12 protein-coding genes are annotated in these 16,319 nt (G+C 72.6%); 7 read left to right on the top strand and 5 right to left on the bottom strand.

Annotated elements, in window-relative coordinates; all coding sequences use genetic code 11:
• Positions 1-9 precede the first annotated feature (9 nt).
• The gene (cds1, locus tag HF577_RS14270; RefSeq protein ID WP_169396318.1) at positions 10-1,113 is read right to left on the bottom strand and encodes an L-cysteine desulfhydrase Cds1; all 1,104 of its coding nucleotides are present in this window, start codon (positions 1,111-1,113) and stop codon (positions 10-12) included.
• A gap of 243 nt (positions 1,114-1,356) precedes the next feature.
• Here cds1 and HF577_RS14265 point away from each other — a divergent pair, with 243 nt between their 5' ends.
• Both HF577_RS14265 and HF577_RS14260 read left to right on the top strand, forming a co-directional pair.
• Positions 1,357-2,061 (top strand): hypothetical protein, encoded by a 705-nt coding sequence (locus tag HF577_RS14265; protein ID WP_169396317.1) that lies wholly within the window; start codon positions 1,357-1,359, stop codon positions 2,059-2,061.
• Positions 2,058-5,303: a bifunctional cytochrome P450/NADPH--P450 reductase gene (locus tag HF577_RS14260; RefSeq protein ID WP_169396316.1), complete on the top strand. Its 3,246-nt coding sequence runs from the start codon at positions 2,058-2,060 to the stop codon at positions 5,301-5,303. Before HF577_RS14265 ends, HF577_RS14260 begins: the two co-directional genes overlap by 4 nt.
• Before the next feature lie 30 nt (positions 5,304-5,333).
• On the opposite strand, the gene selD is transcribed toward HF577_RS14260, so the two are convergent.
• Entirely contained in the window at positions 5,334-6,368 is a 1,035-nt protein-coding gene (selD, locus tag HF577_RS14255) for a selenide, water dikinase SelD (RefSeq protein WP_169396315.1), read from the bottom strand.
• A gap of 130 nt (positions 6,369-6,498) precedes the next feature.
• On the opposite strand from selD, the gene HF577_RS14250 reads away from it, so the two are divergent.
• The 5 genes from HF577_RS14250 (at position 6,499) to HF577_RS14230 (ending at position 11,622) form a co-directional block, all read left to right on the top strand.
• Positions 6,499-7,332 (top strand): coiled-coil domain-containing protein, encoded by an 834-nt coding sequence (locus HF577_RS14250; RefSeq protein WP_169396314.1) that lies wholly within the window; start codon positions 6,499-6,501, stop codon positions 7,330-7,332.
• A 64-nt stretch (positions 7,333-7,396) separates the two neighbouring features.
• On the top strand, positions 7,397-8,740 hold the full coding sequence (gene selA, locus HF577_RS14245; RefSeq protein WP_312859129.1) for an L-seryl-tRNA(Sec) selenium transferase: 1,344 nt from the start codon (positions 7,397-7,399) through the stop codon (positions 8,738-8,740).
• Positions 8,730-10,589 carry a selenocysteine-specific translation elongation factor gene (gene selB / locus HF577_RS14240; protein ID WP_312859128.1) on the top strand — a complete coding sequence of 620 codons (1,860 nt, stop codon included), beginning with the start codon at positions 8,730-8,732 and terminating at the stop codon, positions 10,587-10,589. Before selA ends, selB begins: the two co-directional genes overlap by 11 nt.
• A 39-nt stretch (positions 10,590-10,628) precedes the next feature.
• The gene (locus HF577_RS14235; RefSeq protein ID WP_169396313.1) at positions 10,629-11,042 is read left to right on the top strand and encodes an STAS domain-containing protein; all 414 of its coding nucleotides are present in this window, start codon (positions 10,629-10,631) and stop codon (positions 11,040-11,042) included.
• A 286-nt stretch (positions 11,043-11,328) separates the two neighbouring features.
• Positions 11,329-11,622, top strand: a complete 294-nt coding sequence (locus tag HF577_RS14230) for a WhiB family transcriptional regulator (RefSeq protein WP_169396312.1) — start codon at positions 11,329-11,331, stop codon at positions 11,620-11,622.
• A 61-nt stretch (positions 11,623-11,683) separates the two neighbouring features.
• Here the strand turns inward: HF577_RS14230 and HF577_RS14225 are convergent, their stop codons facing one another.
• The 3 genes from HF577_RS14225 to HF577_RS14215 form a co-directional block, all read right to left on the bottom strand.
• On the bottom strand, positions 11,684-12,133 hold the full coding sequence (locus HF577_RS14225) for a hypothetical protein (RefSeq protein ID WP_169396311.1): 450 nt from the start codon (positions 12,131-12,133) through the stop codon (positions 11,684-11,686).
• A 326-nt stretch (positions 12,134-12,459) separates the two neighbouring features.
• Positions 12,460-14,652, bottom strand: a complete 2,193-nt coding sequence (locus HF577_RS14220) for a SpoIIE family protein phosphatase (protein ID WP_169396310.1) — start codon at positions 14,650-14,652, stop codon at positions 12,460-12,462.
• A 225-nt stretch (positions 14,653-14,877) separates the two neighbouring features.
• Positions 14,878-16,281 carry an Nramp family divalent metal transporter gene (locus tag HF577_RS14215; protein ID WP_169396309.1) on the bottom strand — a complete coding sequence of 468 codons (1,404 nt, stop codon included), beginning with the start codon at positions 16,279-16,281 and terminating at the stop codon, positions 14,878-14,880.
• Positions 16,282-16,319: the final 38 nt, after the last annotated feature.

Genomic DNA, 16,319 nt, shown 5'->3' with positions numbered 1-16,319 from the left:
CCCGGCCGGTCAGGTCGGTGGGGGCGCCCACTCCCCGGTCGCGAGGAACCGCTCGATCGCCGCCGTGTAGGGCGGAAGATCCATCCCCTGCGCCGCCACCCAGCCGTCGTCGTAGTAGCTGTGCCGGTAGCGCTCCCCGCCGTCGCAGATCAGCGTGACGACGCTGCCGCGCACCCCGGCGTCGCGCATCCGCGCCACCAGGTGCCATACGCCCCACAGGTTGGTGCCCGTCGAGCCACCCGCGAAGCGGCCGGTGACGGCGTGCAGGTGCCGCGCCGCGGCCACGCTGGCCGCGTCCGGTACCGGGATCATCAGGTCGATCAGGGTGGGGACGAAGCTCGGCTCCATCCGCGGCCTGCCGATGCCCTCGATGCGCGAGGGCATCCCGGTGCCGTAGTCCGCCGCACCCGTGGTCCAGCCGGGGAAGAACGCGGAGTTCTCCGGGTCGACGACGGCGAGCCGCGTCGGATGGCGGCGGTAGCGCAGGTAGCGGCCGATCGTCGCGGAGGTACCCCCGGTGCCCGCTCCCATGACGATCCACTCGGGGATCGGGTAGCGCTCCAGTGCGAGCTGACCGAAGATCGACTCGGCGATGTTGTTGTTGCCCCGCCAGTCGGTGGCGCGCTCGGCGTAGGTGAACTGGTCGATGTAGTGCCCGCCGCACTCCGCGGCGAGCCGCTGCGCCTCCTCGTACATCGCCGGTGCGCGGTCCACGTAGTGGCAGCGGCCGCCGTACCGCTCGATCAGCGCGATCTTCTGCGGGCTGGTGGACCTCGGCATCACCGCCACGAACGGCACCCCGATGAGGCCGGCGAAGTACGCCTCCGACACGGCGGTGGATCCCGAGCTCGCCTCCACGACCGTGGTGCCCTCGACGATCCAGCCGTTCACCAGCGCGTAGAGGAACAGTGAGCGGGCGAGCCGGTGCTTGAGGCTTCCGGTCGGGTGCACCGACTCGTCCTTGAGGTAGACCTCGATCCCCCACTCCGCAGGCAGCGGGAACGGATGCAGATGCGTGTCGGCCGACCGGTTGGCATCGGCCTCCACGAGCCTGATCGCCTCGTTCACCCAGGCGCGGGTGTGGCTGCAGGAGCGGTCGACGGGATCGGGCACGGCTCGCGACGCTAGTCCCTGCCGACGGCGCCCGGCACGGGTCGCCGCTGATTACCGCCGCCCGGTGGTGCACCCCACCAACGGCCCAACTTCCCGCCGAGCCATTGACCAGGCCCGGGGACGCCCGTAGGACCAGTTACGGGACGTATCGTTTCAATGACCAGCCGGTCATGCAGAAGTCGACTGTGACGCGGTCCGGTCCCGCGAGGAGCCTCGATGCGGTCAGCGGCGCGACGGACGATCGTGACCACGACGGACGGCACCACGGACGGGCCCACCACCGCCGACGCGCGCGGCGCGGGGCACGCCCGGATGGCCGGGGTGTCGGGGGTGGTGTTCGCGCTGCTGTTCACCGCCGGCCTGGTGCTGGTCCACCAGGTTCCGGGGCTCTCCGCGCCGGACTCGGACTACGTCGCGTTCTACACGGCCGGTTCCCGGGACGTGCTGGTCGCGCTGGGCCTCTACATCGTCCCGTTCGCGGGCATCGCCGGTCTCTGGCACATGATCGCGACCCGGACGCTGCTGCAGGTGCTCCGGCCGGGGTCGTGGTCGCAGATCCCGCACTGGCTGCAGCTGGCCTCGGGCGTCCTGTTCGTCGGCACGCTCTTCACCGGAGCGGCCGCCGTCGGGGCGGTGGCCCTGCTGTCACAGCTCTCCCCCGCCCCCCTGCCACCGCCCGACGTCGCCCGCGCCCTGTCGGCCGTCGGTTACGCGATGGTCTTCGTCTACGGCGTCCGGGCCGCCGGCATGTACATGATCACGACAACCAGGCTGGCCTGGACCGCCGGGCTCCTGCCGCGGTGGGTAGCCGCGCTGAGCTACGTCATCGCGGCGTTCCTGCTGGTCAGCGTGACCTACCACCCCGGAATCCTGCTGGTGTTCCCAGCCTGGGTGCTCGCCGTGAGCATCCTGCTGCTGGTGCGCCCGCCGACAGAAGGGACACCATGAACGCACCGATCGGCATCGACGAGATCCCCGGCCCCCGCGGGATCCCGCTGCTGGGCAACGTCTTCGACCTCGACGCCGCTCACCCCATCGACGCGCTGATACGGATGGCCGACGAGTACGGGCCGCTGTACAAGCTCACCGTCCCCGGTGGCGTGCGGTTGTTCGTGTCCGGCCCCGAGCTCGTGGACGAGATCTGCGACGACCAGCGGTTCGACAAGCAGGTCGGCGGCGGGCTGTCGAACCTGCGCCGGGGCGGCCTGTCGAACGGGCTGTTCACCTCCAGCACCGACGACCCGCTGTGGCACCGCGCGCACAACATCCTGATGCCGCCGTTCAGCCTGCAGGCGATGCGCGACTACATGCCGAAGATGCTCGACATCGCCGACCAGCTGATGGAGAAGTGGGGACGGCTCAACCCGGGTGAGGACGTCGACGTACCCGCGGACATGACCCGTCTGACGCTCGACACGATCGCGCTGTGCGGGTTCGGCTACCGGTTCAACTCGTTCTACCGCGACACCCCGCACCCCTTCGTCGAGGCGATGGTCCGCACCCTCACCGAGGCCCAGACCCGGACCCGGCAGCTGAAGCTCCAGTCGCGGCTGCGGATCCGGGCCCAGCGCCAGGCGGAGGAGGACCAGGCCTTCATGGACAACCTGGTCGACGACCTCATCGCCGAGCGCCGCGCCCAGGGCGACGCCGCCGACACCACCGACCTGCTCGGCCGGATGCTCGTCGGCGTGGACAAGCAGAGCGGGGAGGGGTTGCCCGACGCCAACATCCGCGCGCAGTGCATCACGTTCCTCATCGCCGGCCACGAGACGACATCGGGGCTGCTCTCCTTCGCCGTCAACTACCTCCTCAAGGACCCGGCGGCGATGGACCGGGCGCGCGCGGAGGCCGACGAGGTGCTCGGCACCTCGGCGTGGCCGACGTTCGAGCAGGTGCAGCGGCTGCGCTACATCCGGCAGGTGCTCGACGAGACGCTGCGGCTCTGGCCCACGGCACCCGCCTTCAGCCGCACCCCGTACGAGGACACCGTGATCGGCGGCCGGTACGCGATCCCCGCAGGCACGACGCTCACCGTGGTGATCCCGGCGCTGCAACGCCAGGAGTCGGTGTGGGGTCCCGACGCCCACGACTTCAACCCGGACCACATGGCGGCGGAGCGGTTCTCCCAGCTCCCTCCGAACGTCTACAAGCCCTTCGGCACCGGCCAGCGGGCCTGCATCGGGCGGCAGTTCGCGCTGCAGGAGGCCGTGCTCGTGCTCGGCATGCTGCTGCAGCGGTTCGAGCTCGTCGACCACCTGAACTACCAGCTGAAGACCAAGACGACGCTGACCGTCAAGCCGGACGACTTCCGCATCCAGGTCCGGCCCCGCACCGACGTGCGCATCGAGCGGGCGGCGCCGCCGGCGGCTGCCGACGCGGACGCGCTGACCGGGTCCGCCGCCGCGGCGCCGGCCGCGGCGCCCGCCCCGGTGGTGGCCCGGCACGGCACCCCGCTGTCGGTGCTGTTCGGCTCGAACCTCGGTACGGCCGAGGGCATCGCCACGCGGCTGGCGCAGGAGGGCGCGGAACGCGGCTTCGACGTGACGCTGGGCGCGCTCGACGACCACGTCGACGACCTGCCCGCGGGCGGAGCCGCGGTGGTCGTGTCCTCGTCCTACAACGGGACCCCGCCGGACAACGCGGCCGCGTTCTGCCGCTGGATCAGCGGCGCGGGCGACGGTGCCGCCGACGGCGTCACGTACAGCGTCTTCGGCTGCGGCAACACGGAGTGGGCCAGCACCTACCAGTCGGTGCCCACGATGCTGGACGAGCAGCTCGAGGCCCACGGCGGGCGCCGCGTGCACCGCAGGGGCGAGGGCAACGCCGCCGGGGACTTCGACGCGCAGTACCGCGACTGGCACGGCGACCTCTGGTCCGACCTCGCCGCCGCGCTCGACCTGCCTGCCGAGGTCGGTGCCGCGGTCGACACCGGTCCACGGCTGGCGATCACGCTGACCAACCGGCAGCTGACCAACCCGGTGATCATGTCCTACCGGGCCCGCCCGGGACGGATCACCGAGAACCGTGAGCTGCTGCTGGGCAGCAACGGCAAGCCGGCGGAGCGTTCCACCCGCCACGTCGAGATCGCGTTGCCGCCGGAGATGGTCTACCGCGCCGGTGACCACCTCGGCGTGCTCCCGCGCAACAACATCGACCTGATCCGCCGGGTGATGACGCGCTTCGGGCTGGACGCCGGGCAGTACGTCACGATCATCCCCCGCAGCGGCTCACACACCCACCTGCCGATCGAGGAGCCTGCGCCCTTGCTCGGGGTGCTCGGCAGCTGCGTCGAGCTGCAGGACGTGGCCGCCCGCGACGACATCGAGACCCTCGCCCGCTACACCACCGATCCGGGGCAGAAGGCCCAGCTCGAGTCCCTGACCGGCGACGACGAGCAGTCCCACGCCGCCTACACCGAGCACGTGTACGAGCCCAACCGGTCGGTGCTCGACCTGCTCGACGCGTTCCCGGCCTGCGAGGTGCCGTTCGAGGTGTTCCTCGACATGCTGCCGCCGCTGCGCCCGCGCTACTACTCGATCTCCTCGTCGCCGATGGCGGACGCGGGGGTCGCCAGCATCACCGCGGGCGTGCTCCGCGGGCCGGCCCGGTCGGGGGTGGGCACCTTCACCGGCGTCTGCTCGGGGCACCTGGCGGCCGTGCCCGAGAAGGGCACGGCCTTCGTGTTCGTCCGCGAGCCGTCGATCCCGTTCCGGCCGCCGGAGAACCCGCACGTGCCGATGATCATGGTCGGCGCCGGAACGGGTCTCGCGCCGTTCCGCGGGTTCCTGCAGGAGCGGGCGGTCCTGCAGGAACAGGGGGTACCGATCGCGCGGTCGCTGCTGTTCTTCGGCTGCCGCCGCGCGGACAGCGACCTGCTCTACGCCGACGAGCTGCAGCGGTTCGAGCAGCAGGGCGTGGTGCGGGTGGAGAACGCCTTCTCGCGGGCGGACGGGCGCTGCCGGTACGTCCAGGACGCGATGGTCGACTGCGCCGCCGAGGTGTGGCAGCTCCTGCAGGAGGACGGTGTGGTGCTGGTCTGCGGCAACGCCGGCACCATGGCGCCCGCCGTGCGGACCGCACTGCAGCAGATCTTCATGGACCGCACGAGCGCGGGAGCGGCGGACGCCGCGGCCTGGCTGGCCGGGCTCCGCAGCTCGAACCGGTTCCTGGAGGACATCTGGGGCGGCTGAGCCCCGGGTGCCGGCCGGCGCAGGTCGGGTTCAGCGCAGGGCGATACGGCCCGTACCCCGATGCACCCGGCCGATCACCGCGGCCGGGTGGCCCAGCTGGGCCACGGCCGCCGCCGCCTGCTCCGGGGCGGCCCCGAACAGCAGGCCGCCGGAGGTCTGGGCGTCGGCGAGCAGCAGGACGTCCAGCTCCGCGAACCGGCCGGGATCCACCGACGGCGCCACCCAGTCCCGGTTGCGCCGCGTGCCGCCCGGGATCGTCCCGGCCTCGGCGAGCTCGCGCGTACCGGGCAGGAACGGAACCGCCGCCACGTCGATCTCCACGTCGACGCCGGACGCGGCCGTCATCTTCGACAGGTGCCCGAGCAGCCCGAACCCGGTGACGTCGGTGCAGCCGGTGGCACCCGCTGCCACAGCGGCCGCCGCGGCGGCGGCGTTGCTCGTGGTCATCGACGCGATCGCCGCCTCCTGCACGTCGGCCGACGCCGTGCCCGCCTTGATCGCGGTGGTGGCGACCCCGACCCCGAGTGCCTTGGTGAGCACCAGCACGTCCCCGTCGCGCAGGCCGGCGTTGGTGAGGATCCGGTCGGGGTGCACCTCGCCCACCACGGCGAGCCCGTACTTGGGCTCCGGGTCGTCCACGCTGTGGCCGCCGACGACCGCGAACCCGTTCTCCGCGCCGATCTCCGCCCCGCCGGCCAGCACCTCGGCGAGCATCGACGTCGGCAGCTCCGACGAGGGCCACGCCACGAGGTTCAGCGCGAACAGCGGGCGCCCACCCATCGCGTACACGTCCGACACCGCGTTCTGGGCGGCGATCCGGCCCCAGGTGCGCGGGTCGTCGACCAGCGGGGTGAAGAAGTCGGTGGTGGCCACCAGCGCGCGGGTGGCGTCCAGCCGCCACACGGCCGCGTCGTCACCGGTCTCGGTGCCGACGAGCAGGTCCGGATGGCTCTGCGGGGTCAGCGTGCGCAGCACCTGCGCGAGGTCTCCCGGTGCGAGCTTGCACGCGCACCCCGCACCGTGGCTGAACTGCGTGAGACGGCGGACGATCGTGGCGTCGGACATGCTCAGAGACTAGGTCGCCCGGACGGCGGCAGCAGGTGGGACGGAACGGGTGAAACCGCCCATCGCACCAAATCGCCCGTCCACCGATCGTTCGTAGAACTCGCCCGTTCGGACGAACAGGCTACGCGCCGTGACGATCAGCTCCCAGAACTCCGCTCACGGCATCCCGAACGTGCAGAGCGCCGGAAGCAGCAGTCCGTCCCCCGGCGGGGCCTCGTTCGACGTGGTCCGGCGCGGGTACGACCGCGACCAGGTCGACGCACAGATGCGGGAGCTCCGGGACCGGTTGGCCACCGCCGAGGCAGCGCGCCAGGGCGCCGAGCAGCACGCCCGCGCCACCGAGAAGGAGATGCGGGCCCGTGCGGCGGCCCAGGGCGAGGCGCCCATGTCCCAGGAGAGCTTCGGGTTCCGCGCCGAGAAGATCCTCCGCCTTGCCGAGCGCGAGGCCGCCGACGTCCGCAACCGCGCCGCCAACGAGGCCACCGCCCTGGTCGAGCAGGCCCGTGCCGACGCCGAGCGGCACCGGCACGAGGTGGAGCAGGCGCTGATCGCCCGGTCGGCCGAGCTGGACCAGGAGGCGACCCAGCGCAACGTGGCCCTGCAGGAGCGCGAGCAGCAGGCCGCCGCCACCCTCGCGGCCGCCCGCGACGACGCCGCCCGCATCACCGACGACGCCCGGCACGCCGCCGACGCGGTGCTCAACGAGGCCCAGAACCGCGCCGACGAGGTGCGCCAGCGCAGCGAGCAGGACCTCAAGCGCCGGCGCGAGGTGGCCGAGCAGGAGCTGCGGCGCCTCGGGACGCTGCACGAGGGCGTGCGCACCGAGATGGGCAGGCTGCACAAGCTGCTCGGCACCGAGCTGAGCACCAACCCGGACTCCACGGCATTCGCCAACGACGCCGAGGGGGACGCGGAGAGCCGCACCGCACGGCCCACGCCGCGCGAGCGGTCGACCGTCGGCTGACCTGCGCCCCCGGCCACGCACCGCTCGGGATACGGGCCGCGACGCCTGGTCGTAGGGTGCTGCAGTGACCAGGGTGGACCCGCGCCGCGGGGTACCGCGCACCGACACGGTGCTCGCCGAACCACGCATCGCCGCCGCGGTGGACCGGCTCGGCCGTGACCTCGTGAAGGCGACGGTCGCCGCCGCGCAGGACCGCGCCCGGCGGGGCGAGCTGCCGGTCGACCACGAGGCCGTGGTCGGCGCCGTGCTCGCCTCCCTGCCGGACACCGCTACCGGGCTGCGGCCGGTGCTGAACGCCACCGGGGTGCTGCTGCACACCAACCTCGGCCGCGCCCCGCTCTCCGCCGCCGCCCGCGCGGCGCTGGACCTGGCCGCCGGGACCTGCGACGTCGAGCTCGACCTCGGCACCGGCGGACGGGGCCCCCGCGGCAACGCCGCCATCGACGCCCTGCTCTCGGCCGTCCCGGGGGCCGCCGCGGCGCACCTGGTGAACAACGGCGCCGCCGCGCTGGCCCTGGTGGCCGTCACGCTGGCCGCCGGTGGTGGTGACGGGCGCCGGGAGATCGTCATCGCCCGCGGGGAGCTCGTGGAGATCGGTGACGGGTTCCGCATCCCCGACCTGCTCACGGCCACCGGCGCGCGCCTGCGGGAGGTCGGCACCACCAACCGGGTGAGCCGCGCCGACTACGCCGCCGCGGTGGGTGACGACACCGCGCTGATCCTCAAGGTGCACCCGTCGAACTTCGTCGTCACCGGGTTCACCCGTTCCGTCGGTATCGAGGAGCTGACCGGCCTCGGGGTGCCGGTGGTGGCCGACATCGGATCCGGGCTGCTCACCCCGCACCCGCTGCTGCCCGACGAGCCCGACGCGGCAGGTGCGCTCGCCGCAGGCGCCACGCTCGTCACGGCGTCGGGCGACAAGCTGCTCGGGGGCCCGCAGGCCGGACTGCTGCTCGGTGCCCCCGGTGAGGGGGCCGAGCTCGTGCAGCGGATCCGGCGCCACCCGCTGGCCAGGGCGATGCGGGTGGACAAGCTCACCCTGGCGGCGTTCGAGGCCACCCTCCGCGGCCCCGTCTCCCCCACCCGGGCCGCCCTCGACGCCGACCCGGCCGTCCTGCGCGGCCGGGCCGAGAGGCTGGCCGGATCGCTCACCGCCGCCGGTGTCGAGGCCACCGCGGTCGGGTCCGCCGCCACCGTGGGGGGCGGTGGCGCGCCCGGCGTCACTCTCGCCAGCGCCGCGGTTGCCCTGCCCGAGCGTTACGCGGCCGCTCTGCGGGCAGGCGAGCCCGCGGTGCTCGGCCGGGTCGAGCACGGCCGCTGCCTGCTCGACCTGCGAGCCCTGCCCGTGGAGGCGGACCAGGAGCTCGCCGCCGCGGTGCTCGCCGTGGGAGCAGGTCGTGCCCGGTAACACGGGGGCCCCGGCCGTGGTGGCGACCGCCGGGCACGTCGACCACGGCAAGTCGACGCTGGTCCGCGCGCTCACCGGGATGGAGCCGGACCGGTGGGCCGAGGAACGCCGCCGCGGCATGACCATCGACCTGGGTTTCGCCTGGACGGAGCTCCCGTCGGGAGCCACGGTGGCGTTCGTCGACGTCCCCGGCCACGAACGCTTCGTCACGACCATGCTGGCCGGGGTCGGGCCGGTGCCCGCCGTGCTGCTCGTGGTGGCCGCCGACGAGGGGTGGATGCCCCAGTCGGCTGAGCACGTCGACGCGCTCTGCGCCCTCGGTGTGCGGGACGGTCTGCTGGTCATCACCCGCAGCGACCTGATGGAACCGGAGCTGGCCCGCGACGAGGCACTGGAGCACCTGGCGGGCACGCCACTGGCCGGGCTGCGCACGGTCTGCGTCTCGGCCGCCACCGGAGCCGGCATGGACGAGCTGCGCCGCGCGCTGGACGACCTCGTCAGTGCCCTGCCGGCCCCGGACGTCGCGGCGGACGTCCGCCTCTGGGTGGACCGGGCGTTCACCATCCGCGGCGCCGGCACCGTCGTCACCGGCACTCTCGGCGCCGGCCGCATCCGGGTGGGCGACGAGCTGGAGCTCGCCACGGCCGACGGCGTCCGGAGCGTGGGCGTCCGTGCCCTGCAGAGCCTGGGCGCGGCCGTCCCGGAGACGCGCGGTGTGTCCCGGGTGGCGGTGAACCTGCGCGGGTTGCCACGGGAGGCCGTGACGCGCGGCGACGCGCTGCTCACACCCGGCGCCTGGCTCGCCACCGACCTGCTCGACGTGCGCCTGCACGAGGTGCGGGCCGCCGGCTCCACCGGCGCCGGCGAGCTGCCCGAGGAGCTGAGCCTGCACATCGGCGCCGCGGCCGTCACGGCCCGGGTCCGCCCGCTCGGCCCCGACACCGTGCGGCTGCGGCTGCGCCACCCCCTCCCGCTGCGGATCGGCGACCGCGCGGTGCTGCGCGACCCCGGACGCCGGTTGGTCACCGCCGGGGTGACCGTGCTGGACGTGCGGCCGCCGCCGTTGCGCCGCCGGGGCGCCGCCGCCCGGCGTGCCGGCGAGCTCGCCACCATGACCGGCGTCGCGTCGGCCGCAGCCGAGCTGGGCCGCCGGGGCTTCGCACGGCGGGCGGAGCTGCTCGCCATGGGCGTCACCGCCGCCGACCTCGACACGACCGCGCACAGGGCCCCCGGGGCAGCCGGCTGGCTGGTGGACCCGGCACGGGCCACCGAGATCGCTGCGACGCTGGTGGCCGCGGTGACGGACCACGACAACGCGGACCCACTCGACCCCGGACTGCCCACCGAAGCCGCACGGCGCGCCGCCGGGCTCCCCGAACCACGCCTGGTCGAGGCCGTGCTGCGGCACGCTGCCCAGGCAGGCCCCGACCCGGGCCTGGCGCTGCGCGACGGGCGGGTCGTGCGCTCCGCTGCGCGCTCCCTGCCTGCTCCGGTCCGCGCCGCCATGGACGCGCTGCGCACCGATCTGGAGCGCAGCCCGTTCGCCGCACCCGAGGCCGGCCGGCTGACCGAGCTCGGCCTGGGGCCACGCCAGCTCGCGTCACTCGTCAGGGCGGGCGAGCTGATCCGGCTCGCGGACGGCGTCGTGCTGCTTCCCGGCGCCGACTCACGCGCGGTGGAGGTGCTGGCGGGCCTCGGCCCCGAGTTCACGCTGAGCGCGGCCCGCCAGGCCCTCGGCACGAGCCGCCGGGTGGCCGTGCCACTGCTGGAGCACCTGGCCGGGACGGGCCGAGCCGTTCGCACTCCCGAGGGAGGACATCGACTCGCCCGGGCACAAGATGATGCCTGAAGTGGCACACACGCCACCGGGGTCCTACCGTGAGCGTCGATGTCCGAGACTCGTGAGAACCTGCCGTCCGACCCGCCCTCGACCCGGCGTGGGGGCGACGTCGACGACCAGATCACGCTCAGCCACACCACCCCCTCGCCCGGCCAGGTCGTGATCGAGGTCGGGGGTGAGGTCGACATGCTCACCTCACCCCAGCTGCGTACCGCCGTGGTCGAGCAGTTCGACGCCGAGGCGGGCGTTGAGCTGGTGGTTCTGGCGCTCGACGGGGTGTCCTTCCTCGGCACCAGCGGGCTGGCCGTCCTGATCGAGGTGCGAGAGGCGGCCCACACAGCCGGGGTCGGGCTGCGTCTGGCGTGCACCGCACGTCGCGTGCTGCGTCCGCTGACGATCGCCGGGCTCGTCCCGCTGTTCGACATCCACGACTCGGTCGAGCAGGCGTTGTCCGCCACGTAAGGCTGAACGGATGACCTGGTCCGATACGTGACCTGTATCACACTCGTTCGAGTGGTGCAGTCCCCGCTGCGGAGTGGGAACAGGGATACGGACAGTCAACGGGGGGCCTGACCTGCTCGAACGACCGAGCAGTCGCTCTTCGGGGGCCTGCGGTGAGGCGGATTTCCGCGCCGGAGCCGCGTCCGGGGTCGACTCGTGTCCGAATCTTGGTGTTTGGCCCCTCAAGCAGCCGGGGATTAGCACCTCGATCGCCCGGTGCGTCGGGCACGAACGACAAGAGGTGACGATGAGCGACGTATCCCGGCTTCCCGGCCCGATGGACCACGCCTGGCAGTGGCAGCGTTTGGGGACCTGTCGGGGAATGGACAGCGCCGTGTTCTTCCACCCGGACGGGGAGCGCAACCCGTCGAGAGCTCGTCGGACCGCGCAGGCCAAGGCGGTGTGCCACCGCTGCCCGGTCATCGAACAGTGCCGGGAGTTCGCCCTGCAGACCCGCGAGCCGTTCGGCGTGTGGGGCGGCCTCGCCGAGTCGGAACGCCGGGTGATCCTGGAGCAGCGCGGGGTACCGCTCGCCAGCTGAGCGATACCACCGTCGAATCGAGGGGGGCGGTCCTGCCGGGGCCACCCCCCTCGTCGTCCGCTCAGGCGCTCTCGTCACCCACGACGGACAGCTCGAGGCAGCGGTAGCGCAGCAGCGGGATGCCGTAGACCTGCGCGATGCGCTGCGCCGCCCGGTTGACCACGGTGCGGCCGGCGTCGGACGGAGCCGGGTTCGGCGCCAGGCAGTACACGCCCGGCTCGGGATCGAAGCCCACCAGTTCGCTGATCGCCGCAACCACGTCGTGCTCGGCCCAGAGGCCGAGCGGCGTGCGCAGCCCCAGGCGGTGCAGGTGCAGGCCGGACAGACCCAGACGCTCGATCTCGTCGCGGACGTCGTCATGCTGAGCGTCGCCGTAGCCGTCGACGTAGTCGTCCAGCACCTCGACCACGGCCGCTCCCACCGGTTCGTCGTCGCCGACGACCAGCAGATCGACGTGCGGGAACTCCTCCACCAGCCGCGCGAGGTCGGACTCCGGCCGCAGCAGCTCCATCGAGCTCACCGCGACGGCGACAGCCCGCCGGTGATGCGTAGACACAGGCGTTCGACCGATGACGGACGGTGCCGTCACCGGTCCGGAGAATGGCATCTCCGAAACCGCGACCATCGAGAACGTCCCCCTAGACGCTTGCTGACCCCTCGCCCCCCGAGGCGCCTCTCTTTCTATTGAGAATTGAACCGTAGGCTTCTGACAGCTGCTCGCTTCCCGGCAGCTCGAACGACAAGCGGCGCGCCGCAGTACGCCAACGGCCTCTACCAGCGGGTAACCGTCGGCGGACCAATGGTTCAACCGTTCAGCGATTCGGAGTATCCGGTCGATCAGTCGAGGCGCACAGCGAGTAACGCCACGTCGTCCCGGAGTCGCGGGGGAATGCAGACCTCCAGTACCTGTTCGACCACGGCCTCCGGGTCCGAGCCGGGCGGCATCGCGGCGACCGTCCGTTCGAGCAGTTCGGTGCGCTCGTCGGCGTCCTCACCGGCGACGTCGGTGAGGCCGTCGGTGTAGAGCAGCAGGATCGACCCGGGCGGGCAGCGCAGCGTGGCCTCGGTGCGGCCGGGGCCCTCGGGCCTGCCGAAACTCCGGACGGCCCCGATCATCGGGGAGCTGTGCTCGTCGAGCCGCACGAGCTTCCCGTCCGGACCGAGGAGCAGCGGTGCAGGGTGCCCGGCGTTGGCGTACCGCAGCAGCCGGTCGCTCCCGCCGTCGACCGGTTCGAACCGGGCGTACACCGCGGTGGCCATGGCCGCCATCTCCAGGCCCTGGACGAGCTGGTCGCAGCGATCCAGCACCGACCCGGGTGACCCCCCGTCCCAGGCGTAGGACCGGACCACACCGCGCAGCTGCCCCATGGCCGCCGCGGCCCGCAGGTCGTGCCCGACCACGTCACCGACCGCCAGGCCGAGCGCCCCGCCGGGCAGGTTCAGCACGTCGTACCAGTCCCCACCGACCTGGTTGCCGTCGACGCCGACCAGGTAGCGCGCCGCCACCCGCACACCCTCGACCTCGGGCACGGCGGGCAGCAGGCTGCGCTGCAGCGTGACGGCAGCGGCGTGCTCCACCTCGTAGAGCCGCGCGTTGTCGACGGTGAGCCCGGCCCGACCGGCGATGTCGGTGGCCAGGTGCAGGTCCCGCGCTCCGTACCGGCGCCCGTACGGATGCTGGGTGACGAGGGTGAGCGCGCCCAGCACGCGGCCGCGGGCCCGTACGGGCACCACCATCACCGAGCGGAGCCGCAGGACGTCGTACACGGCCGCGGCCGCCGGGTCGTCGGGGTAGCGGTCGATGCCGCGCTCCGGGAGCTCCGACACGAGCACAGGGCGCTCCCCGGCGAGCACGCTCCCGGTGTCGCTGCCGCTGCCCGCGTGGTAGTTGCGCAGCCGGCCCAGCTCGCGCAGGCGCTCCTCGTCCGCGGGCTCCCTCGCCGCGACGGCGACGCGTTGCGGTGGCCCCGAGCCGGGCCGTTCCAGCAGGTCGACGGCGCAGAGGTCGGCCAGCCCCGGCACCAGGCTGCGCACGAGCCGCTCACACGCGTCGGTGACGCTCAGCGCGCCGGTCATCTGGGTGGTCGCCTCGGCCAGCAGGCGCAGCTCGCTGCGGGCGTGCTCGGCCTCCGCCAGCGCGGTCCGGCGCTCCTGCTCCACCATCACCCGCTCGGTGACGTCGTTCTGCACGCCCACGAAGTTGACCAGCTCGCCGTCCCCGTCGAACACCGGGGAGATCGACACCTGGTTCCAGAACGCGGTGCGGTCGCGCCGGTAGTTCAGCAGCACCTCGGTGACGGGCTCACGACGCCGCAGGGCCTCGCGGATCCGCTGCACCGCTGCCGCATCGGTGTTGGGCCCCTGCAGCAGCCGGCAGTTGCGGCCGACCACCTCCTCGTAGGTGTAGCCGGTGAGCCGGGAGAACGACGGGTTGACCCAGATCAGCGGGTCGCCGTCCTGCCGGGGGTCGGTGATGGAGAACGACATGTCCGTGGCGACGACAGCCCGGTCGCGCAGCGCCTCCAACCGCCGCCGGTCGGCGTGCTCGGCCCCCGAGACCTCGAGGAACACGACCAGCGCGAGGCCGTCCACCTCGGTGGCGAGGTCGGACGGCACCACGGCGTCGGGCACGCCGGTGAGGCTGAAGCCGGTGACCCACAGCAGCCTGCCCTCGCTGGCCTCCCGCTGGGCACAGGTGGCGGAGGAGCCGCGCCGCACAGCGTCGTGCACCGCCACCGGTTCCCCGGCGACCGGTATCCCGCTCGCCACGAGAGACAGCGGTGAGCGCGTGTCGCTCATCCGCTTGCCGCCGAGGTCGGTGAGCCCCGCCGCATCCCCCCAGCGGTCGATGTCCACGGGCAGCCGCACCCGGTTGCCCGTGAGCTCCACCGCCCCCGCGTTGGCGTAGACGACCTGCCGTCGCTCCCGATCGATCACCAGTATCGCGGCGGGGGCGCGGTCCAGCACCTGGGGAAGATCCAATACAGGGTGCATCGTCCCCGCGCCCGCGAGGTCTCCTCCATCCTCCACCCGACCAAGCGTAAGGGCAGCCGTCTGACTGCGCGCTCCGATGCGCGACCTGCCGTCAGGATTAGGGGGTGTCCCGCGGATCTTCAATCGCGATAGCCGCGCCCAGGCGGCCCCTGGCGACACCGTCGAACCGCCCGGATACGCCCGGTATGAGGGCGATCCAGCGGCGCCCCCAGGAACCACCTGGATCACGGCTCTCATCGACCAAGATCCGAGGGACACCCCCTAACCGATTCCCACCCCGAAGACCTCCAGCAGGGTGTACACGCCGAGCAGCCCGATCGCGATGCTGCTGACGACGAGCAGCCCGTTGAAGACCGAACCGCCGTAGAGCCGCGGGTCGGTCTCGGTGCGCCGCAGGTACCAGACCGCCACCACCGTTGCCACGAGGAAGACCCCGGTCATGACGCCGCCGATCTGCACCATGAGCACCGGCGACTGGATCGTCAGGTAGGCCACCGCCCAGAGGACCGGCAGAACCACCGTGAAGACGCGGATCCAGCGGAGCCGGGCGACCGGGTCCTGCCAGTCGAGCACACCCATCGTCGCGAGCAGGTTCACGTACATGCGCGACCAGCTGGGGATGGCGGCCCACATCGTCGAGCCGAGTACGGCGATGGCACCGAGCAGGAAGACAATGTTCGCCCACTCGCCGAGGGTGTCGGTGTAGATGCGCGACAACGTGGTGATCATCCCGTTGCCCTCGGGGACCAGGCCCTGGGGATGCAGCACCGCCGCACCCATGAGGTAGAAGGCCAGCGTGCCGAATGTGTAGACCACCCAGGAGACCAGCGCGTCCTTGTACATCACGCGGATCCAGCCGTTGGCGCGGCGCACCCACTCGTCGCTGCCGTCGTTGGGGCCGGTCCAGCGCGCGTAGCCCTTCTCGATGCACCAGTAGGTGTAGAAGGTGATCTCGTCGGCCCCGACACCGGTGATGCCGAACATCGCGAGCGCGGCGCCGAGCGCCCCCGCGGGGATGAGGAACGTCAGGCCGCTGCCGAGGTCGCCCGCGCTGTAGGCGAACGGGGTCAGCGGGAGACCCAACGCGATGAGGATCGTGACGAAGGAGAAGACCACCACGAGGAAGACCGCGCCGCGCTCGATCAGCGAGTAGTTGTTCGAGTAGAGCAGGGCGATGCTGCCGACCGCGAGGAACACGGTCCAGATCAGCAGCGACGTGAAGTCGAGCGAGTCGCCACCGATGGGCATCAGGATGCTGAACGCGACGGCGGTGCCGCCGATGATGCCGCCCAGCTGGAGCAGCTTCGTGAGCGCCAGCACCATCCAGAGGATGTTGACCCAGCCCATCCGGCCGAGCCTGGGCGGCACCCTGTTGTAGCCGGTGAGAGCGGGCTGACCGGTGGCAATGGTCCACCGCGCGAGCTCGACCTGCACCGCGACCTTCACGAACGTGCTGAAGATGACCAGCCAGAGCAGCGCGAAGCCGACCTCGGCTCCGAGCGTGGTGGTGACGATCAGCTCGCCGGACCCCACGATGGACGCGCTGAGGATCAGGCCGGGGCCGAGGTACCGGAAGCTGGCACGCCAGCCCACCGGCGGTTCCTTGATCCCCTCCGGCGTGAGTGTGTAGGGGTCCGTACGGGCGGCCTCGGGTGTGGTGGACATGCATCGGCTCCTTTGCCGGTGGTCCCCGTCGTGTCGAC

Source organism: Pseudonocardia xinjiangensis (assembly GCF_012911925.1).
GTDB classification, from domain to species: domain Bacteria; phylum Actinomycetota; class Actinomycetes; order Mycobacteriales; family Pseudonocardiaceae; genus Pseudonocardia; species Pseudonocardia xinjiangensis.
This window is presented reverse-complemented; position numbering and strand designations above follow the sequence as displayed.

Bases quoted from the DNA above. Each gene is read 5' to 3' on its own strand.
- HF577_RS14235 (WP_169396313.1), top strand. From the start codon at position 10,629: ATGTCCGAGACTCGTGAGAACCTGCCGTCCGACCCGCCCTCGACCCGG.
- selD (WP_169396315.1), bottom strand. From the start codon at position 6,368: ATGTCCGACGCCACGATCGTCCGCCGTCTCACGCAGTTCAGCCACGGT.
- HF577_RS14225 (WP_169396311.1), bottom strand. From the start codon at position 12,133: ATGGAGCTGCTGCGGCCGGAGTCCGACCTCGCGCGGCTGGTGGAGGAG.
- HF577_RS14230 (WP_169396312.1), top strand. From the start codon at position 11,329: ATGAGCGACGTATCCCGGCTTCCCGGCCCGATGGACCACGCCTGGCAG.
- HF577_RS14260 (WP_169396316.1), top strand. From the start codon at position 2,058: ATGAACGCACCGATCGGCATCGACGAGATCCCCGGCCCCCGCGGGATC.
- HF577_RS14215 (WP_169396309.1), bottom strand. From the start codon at position 16,281: ATGTCCACCACACCCGAGGCCGCCCGTACGGACCCCTACACACTCACG.